Consider the following 9721-nt stretch of genomic DNA (forward strand, 5'->3'; position numbering starts at 1 on the left):
GCCGGCGGTAACGAAAAAGGCATCCATTCACAAATCGACAACCTCACTGTGAAGCTCACCGGCACCAACACGGTAACGGCGGTATATACACCCGTCTTACACACCAAGCCGATGACCCTTACGGGCGGCGGCACGCTCAACGCAGAGAGCACAAAAGACTGCGGCATCTATGTTTTCAAGACCTCGCTGACCATCGACGGCTGCACCGTCAATGCCAAGGGCAAATGGGGTATTGCAGGACGGGACGGCTCCTCGGAATCCCTCACCATCCGCAATGCCACGGTAACGGCAGAGGGCACGGACGGCTCCATCTGCGACCTCCGGACCCTCACCCTCGACGGCTGCGCCATCACAAGTCCCGCCGTCGCTGTGTGGAACGCCGGGAAGCACGCCGTGTGCGACGCCTCGGGAAACATCATCACCGACAAGGTGACCATTGCACCGGTTACAACCTACGACCTCGAGATTGTCGGTAAGCAGGTAACCTCCGCCAACTGCAACGACCTCAGCGTCCTCCCGGGAGTGAGCGGCACGGTGAAGTACGACCACTCCACCCGCACCCTCACCCTCGACAACGCCACCATCAACGGCGGTAACGTCGGCGGCATCTATTCATTCATTGACGGTCTCACGGTGAAACTCACCGGCACAAATAGGGTAACGGGATATGCAGCCGTCGGCCACACCCAGCCTATGACCATTACGGGCAGCGGCACACTCAACGCAGAGGGCACAAATAACTGCGGTATCTATGCCAACAATACCTCGCTCACCATCGACGGCTGCACCGTCAATGTCAAGGGCGAATGGGGCATCGCGGGATATGAGGATAAGGTCGAGACGCTCACCGTCCGTAACGCCACGGTAACGGCAGAGGGCAGGGACGGCTCCATCCTCAACTTCAAGAGCCTCGTTCTCGACGGCTGCGCCATCACAAGTCCCGCCGGTGCCGTGTGGAACACCGATCAGGGAGCCGTGTGCGACGCCTCGGGAAATATCATCAAATCCAAGGTGACCATCGAGCCACTTACAAGCTACGGCCTCTACATTGCCGGCACGCAGGTAACCTCCGCCAACTGCAACGACCTCAGCGTGATCCCCGGCGTGAGCGGCACGGTGAACTACGACCACTCCACCCGCACCCTCACCCTCGACAACGCCGCCATCAACGGCGGTGACATCAACGGCATCGTTTCATACATCGACGGCCTCACGGTGAAGCTCACCGGCACCAACACGGTAACGGCGGAAATACCAGCCGTCGCCCCCGTCGAGCCGATGACCCTTACGGGCAGCGGCACGCTCAACGCAGAGGGCACAAACGAATGTGGCATCTTGGTTTACCAGACCTCGCTCACCATCGACGGCTGCACCGTCAATGCCAAAGGCAAATGGGGCATCAAAGGATGGGACGGCTCGGAATCCCTCACCCTCCGCAACGCCGCGGTAACGGCAGAGGGCACGGACGGCTCCATCTGCGACCTCCGGACCCTCACCCTCGAGGGCTGCAAAATCACAAGCCCCGCCGGAGCGGTGTGGAACGCCGGGAAGCACGCCGTGTGCGACGCCTCGGGAAATATCATCACCGACAAGGTGACCATCACCCGCGATACCAACGGCATTGAAACCGTGACGGCCGACGTGCCTGCCGGCAAGCGCGGCGTGTATAACCTCCAAGGCGTGCGCCTCGGCGACAGTCTCGACCGCCTCCCCGCGGGAGTGTATATATATAATGGTAAGAAAATCATCAAAAAGTAAAAGGCTCACCCCCGCCCCCTTTCGGGGGTGGGGGAAACCCTCCACCTAAGCCCTCAAAGAGAAAAGAGGTCTCCCCCAAGCCCTCCAAAGCGGGCAGGAGCCGGCGGGCGACGGGGACTGTTGCAATAACGTCAATAACAATAACATCAACAACAAGCAGAGAATATTAACCCGGTTTTTTAACCATTGCAGAGAATAAAAAAGAGTTTTTCAGAACGTTGGAAGCAACACTTTTGTGTCTGATAAATAAAGAGATGGACGCTCGTGTGGCTTCTTGTATGTGACGACGTAATGAGTAAATTAGGCTAAATTGAAAATCAAAACAGGCGAATTTGGTTTGCAATTTGGGTGATATTGGTAAGCAAATTCGCCTAAATCGAAAACTAAATGGTAATCTTTTATTGTGAGATTGTTTAACCCAAATCGGTCATTAGACCGCATTTGCTTATATTTTCTATTGCCGTTACGCTTCCCAAGTGCTTTAGCCCGCTTGCTGCCATCTGCGCAGGCATTACATCCCGACGCAGCCCGCTACGCCTTCTATGAAACGGCTGCACATCTGCTCAACAATCGAACAAAATCGGTTGAGGATTCTAATGATCGATTTGGATTTTAAAAGCATATTTCATAAGTATGTTATTCCATAATGAAATCTTAATGAAATATGCTTTTTAAGGAACGGCTAAATACCCCAAGTTGCAATATACCAACAATTCACGTACAATTCACGGTTGTTGGCGTTCATAATGTCATATAAACACTGTTACCGTGAACGGGACGTGAATTGTTGGTGAATGTTGTTTTATCAGATTTTTATAGTTTAACCTTTATGCCGCATGTTCCGGTTTTGCCTTGCAGCACGATGACGTATATTCCGTGTGAAATGCCATTGACTTTGAGTGTTGCCGTGGTGTTTCCTGATATGATTGTTTTCCCCAAGGTGCGCCCGTTCATGTCTATGAGTTGTGCGAGATAGTAGTCTGTCGGTATGTTTTCTATGGTGCAAATTCCGTCTTCTGCGCTCACTCTCACACCGTTGTCTGCCGTAACATTCTGTATGCCGCTTGTCTCGGTGATGTTGAATGTTTTCCATTCTTGCGAAGCCTCATAGTTTGCTTTGCTGCCGTATGGAACTTGCAGTTGACATTTGCTTGTCCATAACACAACATTGTCGCTTTCGAAGGGATTGTCGTTGAAATCGGTAACGGCAGGAGTTGCTGTCTTTACGGTAATTTTGTTGATGTTCCCGCATCCCCAGAACGGGCGCATCCCCATTGTCGTAAAATTGGGAGAGAACTCTATTTCCTTCAGATTTTTGCAAAACCAGAATGCCACATCTTCAACTTTCACGAGTGCATCGTTGGCTACGAATGTGGTTTTTGTGCGTGCATTGGGATAGCAGTAGAGTTTAGTGAAGTCTTTGCTGTACAGCACATCGTCTTCGGTGGCATACTTTTGGTTATCATCGCTCACGTTGATCTTTTCCAATGCCAAGCATCCGAGGAACGGGTTTTGTATCAGTTCCGGTTGTGCCTTGCCAAGTTCCACCTCCTTAATTCCGATGCACTCGGCGAATGCTCCGTAGTCAACCACCATGATTCCTTCCGGGAATGTGACTTTCTCGATGCTGTTGTTGTGGAAGAAAGCCAGTTCGCCGATGCTCTTGAGTCCCGTACCGAAGTTTATTGCCTTGGTATTCTTACAGTTTCTAAATGCCTCATTGCCGATTTCTTCGAGCGAGTTAGGGAAGTCCAGCCTTTCTATCGATTCGCAACCCATGAAAGATTGTAGTCCTATACTCATCAAAGAGTTGTTGAAATGTATCTTTGAAAGTTTGTTGTTGTCTTTGAATGCCATGTTGCCGATGCTTGTAAGTGTTGTCGGCATTGTTACTTCGTTCAGTTCCGAACAGTATTCGAAGCATCGTTCCGGTATCAGTTCCACTCCTTCGGGTATTGTTATCTTTTCCAATGCCACTGCTCCGAAGAAGCATTCCTGATCAATCTCGTCGATGTGCGAGGGCAGGTTAATGGTACTCATTTTGACGGTCTGCTCGAAGAGTCGCATGTGCAGGTGTTTCACTCCTTCGGGAATGGTGAGGTTGTTCAGCGACTTGCAGTGTGTGAACGCATATCCTCCGAGGTGTTCGAGTTTTGATGGCAGGGTGATTGTTTCGAGATTTATGCACGCGCCGAATGCGGTACTGTTGATACGTTTCACCTCATCGGGTATGACAATCTCTTTCAGATCTGCACATTTGAAGAAGCAACCTATTCCTATTTCGCGTATGTTTTTGGGCAGAATGATTTTTTCTATTGTGAAACAGTTGTAGAAAAGTTTGTCGGGAAGTAGTTCGGGTGCATTTTCCGGAACATAATAGTCGCGTACCGTTCCTTTGTCATCTATGTGAATATAGTATGTTCCGCCCGGTACGATTACAGCCTCCGAGAGATCCATTGTTTTGAGATTCGTTCCGTAGAATCCTCCGTATTCGTCAGAACCACAGAATCTTCTTATGAAGCGCAGGTCGGTACCGTTGATGTTTCCGATCACTTTCAGCGAGCCCACTTTGTCTTCCCATATTTCGGGAGGAACGAGGTCTTCCAGTTTTCCCGGTTCGGTTACGTTGACAACAGCATTGATCATCTCTTCGCTTTCTTGCGCTTTTGTTGTGACACTTGTCAGACAGCACACAACCAATGCCATGCAGTAAAATAGTTTTTTCTTCATAAATTATATTTCTTATAGATTTAAGGTATATGTTTTTTCTTTTGTGACGAATGAAGTTTCCTGTGTTATTTTAGTATTACAGTGTGCGACATGCCGTTTGCGCGGATTACATATACTCCGTTCTGCACCGATGCCGGTATTGTTGCGGTTCGGGAAACGATGTTGAAACTGCCGACAAGTCTGCCTACGGTGTCATACAGGCAGATGCTGCGTGCATTGCTCGGAAGCCCTGTCATGATCCATCCTTTGCCGTTGGCGGTTATATTGAGCAATGTCTTGTCTTCACTGATGTTTTCCACTGCGTCGGTACCGGAGCCTGTGGTTGATACCGTCCACCCCTTTTCTGTTGCGATGCTCGTTGCGCTCATCGAAGCCTCTGCCACATCGTTTAACAGGTAATATACGCCGGTCTCCAGCGATTCCCGGGGTATTCGTCTCAATGAGCGGTATAGATTGTCAAGGGCTGTTGCGTTGAGTTCGGTGTTGTTGATTTTTACATAACTAATACTTGGCGAACCACCGAGGTCGAGCGACGTGAGCGGGTTTGCCTCCACGTTTATGTTTAGCAGACTTGTAAGTTCTTTTGTGTCAAGTTCTTCAATTTTATTCTCGTTGCATGTCAGTGATGCGAGTGACGACATGCGGCTCACGTCGAGTACACGGATGTTGTTTTTGCCGCATACGAGCGACTCCATTATCTCCGGTGTCTTTATGTTAATTTCTTCAAGTTTGCATGCACTGCAGTCAAGGTCTTTCAATGTTGCCGGCAATGTTAGTTTGCTTAGGTTTTCGTTTCCGGAGCAGTCGAGATTTTCCAATTGTGTGTTTTCGAGAAGAAGTTCCTCGATTTGGTTCACGAAGCAGTCCAAAACCTTCAGTTTCGGATTGTTTGAAACATCGAGCGACTTGATATTGCAGTTGTTGCATTTCAATTCTTCGAGTTTTGCACATTTCCCAAGGTCTATGCCTTCGATGGCTGTTCCTATGCAGTCGAGAACTTTGAGTTCGGTAAGTTTCGTGCAATCTATATTCGCGAGTCCCCAGTTGTTCGAAAGAACCAGTTCTGTAAGTTTCTCACAATTCGACAGATTAATGGATGTCAGTCCTGCGGCGGGTATATATAGTTTCTCCAGACTTCCGTTTTCTGGGAGTTCTATCAATGTAATTGGGCGTGCCAAACCTGCGGAGAAAACTTTCATCTTGGTGAGTTTTGAAAGCGGAAGTTTTGTAACGGAAGTCTGCAAGAGGTTTATCTGTATTATGTTAACACATGTGGAGAAATCAATATTTTGCAATTTGTAATTCCCGCTGCAGTCCATCAACTCGAGTCTGCTTGCGTCTTCCGGCATTATAAGTTCTGCTATGGAATTGTTTGCAAGCATAACTTGCTTTATCATGTTGTTCTTTGACAAGTCGATTTTCTGAAGCGGTGTGTTCTCAATGCACAAAATCTGTAGTTTGTCATTTTTCGAAAAATCGTAATTTGTTACATAATTCTTTCGCGAAACGAATGTTTTCAGTTCCGGCAGAGCGGTGACGTTGACATCGAGAAGATCGTTTCCGGAACAGTCTATGGACGCAATGTTTCCTTTTATCGTAAGTTCTTTGCTTAAGGTGGTACCTTCCACCACGGTTCCGTTCAGGTCGTCGAGTTGTATTGTCTGCGGTTCTCCCGTTCCCCAGTCAATGGTGGCTTCTCCTTTTTCTGCTCCGAAGAGAAGGATTTTGAACTCGTAACCTGCCTTATTTGCGAATTTGAACAAGACTTGTGGCGTGGTTTGTGCTTTGACAGAAAAAGTTATTGCCAACAATACGGCAATCAACGTTGTTCGCCGGAATTTTGAATTACTCATGTTTTTAATAGTTATTTAAAGGTTGTTATTAGTGGTTTTTTAGAATCGTTTGTATTTTCTCTTTTTCTCGTTATAGTCCGATTGTTCCGGACAGGCAGACCTCTCTCAGGTTTCTATGTTATTGATTTTCGATGTACAAAAATACCAAATCTTTTCAACAACGGCATAAAACTTTTGTTATTTTAAAGTTTTTTATACGATTGCTGTTTTTAAATCTTTAAAGTTCTGACATTTACAATCGTTTTGTTGCAAATTGTTTTCTTTCATGGAATTATTTTGTAATTTTGCAGATGTATTACTAATGACCTGACATAATGAAACAGACAATATGCGATAAGATAAGTAAACTGCGCGAACTGATGCGTCGCGAAGGTCTTGGTGCTTTCATCTTTCCGAGTACCGATCCGCACAACAGTGAATATGTGGCAGAGTATTGGAAGGGGCGTGAATGGATAACAGGATTCAATGGCTCGGCAGGTACGGCGGTGGTGACGATGAACGCCGCGGCATTATGGACCGACAGTCGTTATTTCATAGCCGCAACAGAGCAGTTGCAAGGTACGGAATTTGTACTGATGAAAGAACGCATTGCCGGCACGCCGACAATTCCGCAATGGATAGGAGAGCAACTTGCGTCGGTCAACTCTAATCAATCAACCGAAGTGGGTATAGACGGCTCCGTGGTGACTGAGGCTGCCGTGGAACAACTGATTGCAGACCTGCGCAAGGAGGGCGGACTGACATTGCGCACCAATCTCGACCCACTGCAAACGATATGGACCGACCGGCACCCTCTGCCGACAGCCGCAATAGAAATTCAGCCCATGCAATATGCAGGAAAGTCTGCCGGGGATAAGATTGCAGAAATACGCGCCGCACTGCGTAAGGAGCATGCCGATGGTATGCTTGTGGCGGCTCTCGATGATATTGCGTGGACGTTGAATCTGCGCGGGAGCGATGTTCACTGTACCCCCGTGTTCGTTTCTTATCTCCTAATAGACTCTGAGAAAGTCACGCTGTTTGTCGATCGACGGAAACTTCCGCCCGCCGTGCTGGACTATCTCCGTGACGAGGGAGTGTCTGTTGCCGACTACGACAAGGTGGGACAAGGATTGAAAGACTATTTTGAGTATAACATACTGATTTCTCCCGACGAGGTTAATCATACATTATATAATAAGGTGGAGCGTGAGATTGTGCGCCGGCCGTCTCCGATTCCTTATTTGAAAACGATTAAGAACGAGGCAGAGATAGAGGGTTTCCGTAGGTCGATGATACGCGACGGGGTGGCAATGGTTAAGTTCCTGCGGTGGCTTAAGCCTGCCGTTGAGGTTGGCGGACAGACGGAGATGAGCGTTGCCGAACACCTCGCGGCGTTGCGGGCGGAACAACCTCTTTTCCGTGGAATTTCGTTCGACACCATCGCAGGCTATGAAGAACATGGTGCGATAGTACATTACGAGGCAACCGAGACTACCGACGCTCCTTTGAAAGCGGAAGGGTTGCTTCTGCTCGACAGCGGAGCACATTACCAAGACGGCACCACCGACATTACACGCACCATCGCTCTCGGCTCTGTAACCGAAGAACAAAAGCATGTTTATACCCTCGTTTTGAAAGGGCACATACAGTTGGCGATGCTCTGTTTCCCCGACGGAGCAAGCGGAACGCAACTCGATGCCTTGGCGAGAAAAGACATGTGGGCGGAGGGAATGAACTTCCTGCATGGCACGGGGCATGGCGTAGGCTCTTATCTCTGTGTGCATGAAGGACCGCAGCAGATAAGAATGGAGTATCGTCCGGCCAAATTCCATGCCGGAATGACCGTTACCAACGAGCCGGGAATATACCTTGAGGGACGTTTCGGTGTGCGCATCGAGAACCTGATGATTGCCATGCCCTACAAGACCACAGCCTTTGGCGACTTCCTGCAGTTTGAAACCCTCACCTTATGTCCGATAGATACCGCTCCGATTGATGTCGAAATGCTAACCGAAGACGAGATACAGTGGTTGGATAATTATCATAATATGGTTTTCCACCGCCTTTCTCCACATATTGATGGGGACGATTTAGCGTGGCTGCGGGAGGCAACGAAGCCGTTGGAACGAAAGAATGTGTAAGGCTTGAAATGTTCTTATGGGAAATGGTGTTGTATGTTTGTGTTATTGCATTTTATTGATTAATTTTGCAAACGTTAATAATTAATATTGGTTTAATATAATATCATGATAAAAGCAAAACCATTTATCAAGTGGGTCGGTGGTAAGGGGCAACTCATAAATCAATTGGATATGTTGCTCCCATCTGATTTTGATAAATTAAATGATGCTACATATATAGAGCCATTTGTAGGTGGTGGTGCAATGTTGTTTTATATGTTGCAACATTATCCAAATATTAAACACGCTTTTATTAATGATATTAATGCGGACCTCGTAAATTGCTATCGAATTGTACGTGATAATCCCGATAAGTTAATATCTTCTTTAAAAGAAATTGAAAAGGAATATTTTAGTTTAGATAAAGAGGAAAAACGTAGGGAGTATTTTCTTAATAAACGTTCTTTGTATAACAAAAAGTCACTTGCACCAATAGAAAATGCAACAATGTTTATTTTTCTTAATAGGACATGTTTCAACGGGCTGTATAGAGTAAATAAGTCTGGAGCATTTAATGTCCCTTTTGGGAAGTATATAAATCCTACAATTTGCGATTCTGATACAATAAAGAGAGATAGTGTTGTATTGAAGAATGTGAAAATTCTTAATGGTGACTTCGAAAACACCTTTGAATATGCAAATGGTAATACATTGTTCTATCTCGATCCTCCATATCGACCTTTGAGTGACACCTCAAGTTTCAATGATTATACAAAAGAGTCGTTTAACGACAATTCCCAAATAAGACTAAAACAATTCTGTGATAGGATAGAGTCTGCTGGCTATAAGTTCATGCTAAGTAATTCTGATGGCAGGGGAGGGAAGATTGAGGATAATTTCTTTTATGCTTTATATGCAGAATATGTTATAGAGCGCGTTTGGGCTTCTCGTAGCATAAATGCTAACCCCGAAAAAAGAGGGAAACTTACAGAAATACTTGTTCGCAACTATTAAGATACTAAAATACAATTTTATACGTGAATTCATTTTGTGTTACTCACAATGTTGTTTGATATGGAAAAAGATTTTGAAAAATTTATGTCTCAACTACAAGAGACGAATCAATCATTAGATTTCTTTTGTGACTTTGATAAAATAGAAATGAATGTTGATAATGTTAAATTAGTCGCCCCTTAAAAAGTCATTTAATATTTGGTATTCAGTGATATAAATTCCTAAATACTTTGTCAAGTCTGCAATTTTTTGTATCTTCGATGT

At 46.3% G+C, this 9721-nt stretch carries 6 protein-coding genes and 1 pseudogene; 5 read left to right on the forward strand and 2 right to left on the reverse strand.

Annotated elements, in window-relative coordinates; all coding sequences use genetic code 11:
- Window positions 1-1758 (forward strand): hypothetical protein (locus tag EII32_RS12190; RefSeq protein ID WP_158611179.1); only part of this gene is annotated, 1758 nt, incomplete at its 5' end.
- Between the two features lie 403 nt (window positions 1759-2161).
- Window positions 2162-2374 (forward strand): hypothetical protein, encoded by a 213-nt coding sequence (locus tag EII32_RS10645; protein ID WP_125235382.1) that lies wholly within the window; start codon window positions 2162-2164, stop codon window positions 2372-2374.
- Window positions 2375-2571: 197 nt separating this feature from the next.
- Here the strand turns inward: EII32_RS10645 and EII32_RS10650 are convergent, their stop codons facing one another.
- On the reverse strand, window positions 2572-4488 hold the full coding sequence (locus EII32_RS10650) for a leucine-rich repeat domain-containing protein (protein ID WP_125235383.1): 1917 nt from the start codon (window positions 4486-4488) through the stop codon (window positions 2572-2574).
- A 65-nt stretch (window positions 4489-4553) separates the two neighbouring features.
- Complete coding sequence (locus EII32_RS10655) at window positions 4554-6341, reverse strand: leucine-rich repeat domain-containing protein (protein WP_125235384.1); 1788 nt, start codon at window positions 6339-6341, stop codon at window positions 4554-4556.
- A gap of 314 nt (window positions 6342-6655) precedes the next feature.
- Here EII32_RS10655 and EII32_RS10660 point away from each other — a divergent pair, with 314 nt between their 5' ends.
- The 3 genes and pseudogenes from EII32_RS10660 to EII32_RS10670 form a co-directional block, all read left to right on the forward strand.
- Window positions 6656-8464: an aminopeptidase P family protein gene (locus tag EII32_RS10660; RefSeq protein ID WP_125235385.1), complete on the forward strand. Its 1809-nt coding sequence runs from the start codon at window positions 6656-6658 to the stop codon at window positions 8462-8464.
- A 105-nt stretch (window positions 8465-8569) separates the two neighbouring features.
- Window positions 8570-9457 carry a DNA adenine methylase gene (locus EII32_RS10665; protein ID WP_125235386.1) on the forward strand — a complete coding sequence of 296 codons (888 nt, stop codon included), beginning with the start codon at window positions 8570-8572 and terminating at the stop codon, window positions 9455-9457.
- A 60-nt stretch (window positions 9458-9517) separates the two neighbouring features.
- Window positions 9518-9628 (forward strand): annotated as a pseudogene (locus tag EII32_RS10670) (DpnII family type II restriction endonuclease); the annotation flags it as partial.
- Window positions 9629-9721 lie beyond the last annotated feature (93 nt).

Source organism: Prevotella sp. OH937_COT-195, from assembly GCF_003932845.1.
Classification (GTDB): Bacteria; Bacteroidota; Bacteroidia; order Bacteroidales; family Bacteroidaceae; genus Prevotella.

Coding starts and splice junctions, on each gene's coding strand:
- EII32_RS10650 (WP_125235383.1), bottom strand. CDS start 4,488: ATGAAGAAAAAACTATTTTACTGCATGGCATTGGTTGTGTGCTGTCTG.
- EII32_RS10655 (WP_125235384.1), bottom strand. CDS start 6,341: ATGAGTAATTCAAAATTCCGGCGAACAACGTTGATTGCCGTATTGTTG.
- EII32_RS10665 (WP_125235386.1), top strand. CDS start 8,570: ATGATAAAAGCAAAACCATTTATCAAGTGGGTCGGTGGTAAGGGGCAA.
- EII32_RS10660 (WP_125235385.1), top strand. CDS start 6,656: ATGAAACAGACAATATGCGATAAGATAAGTAAACTGCGCGAACTGATG.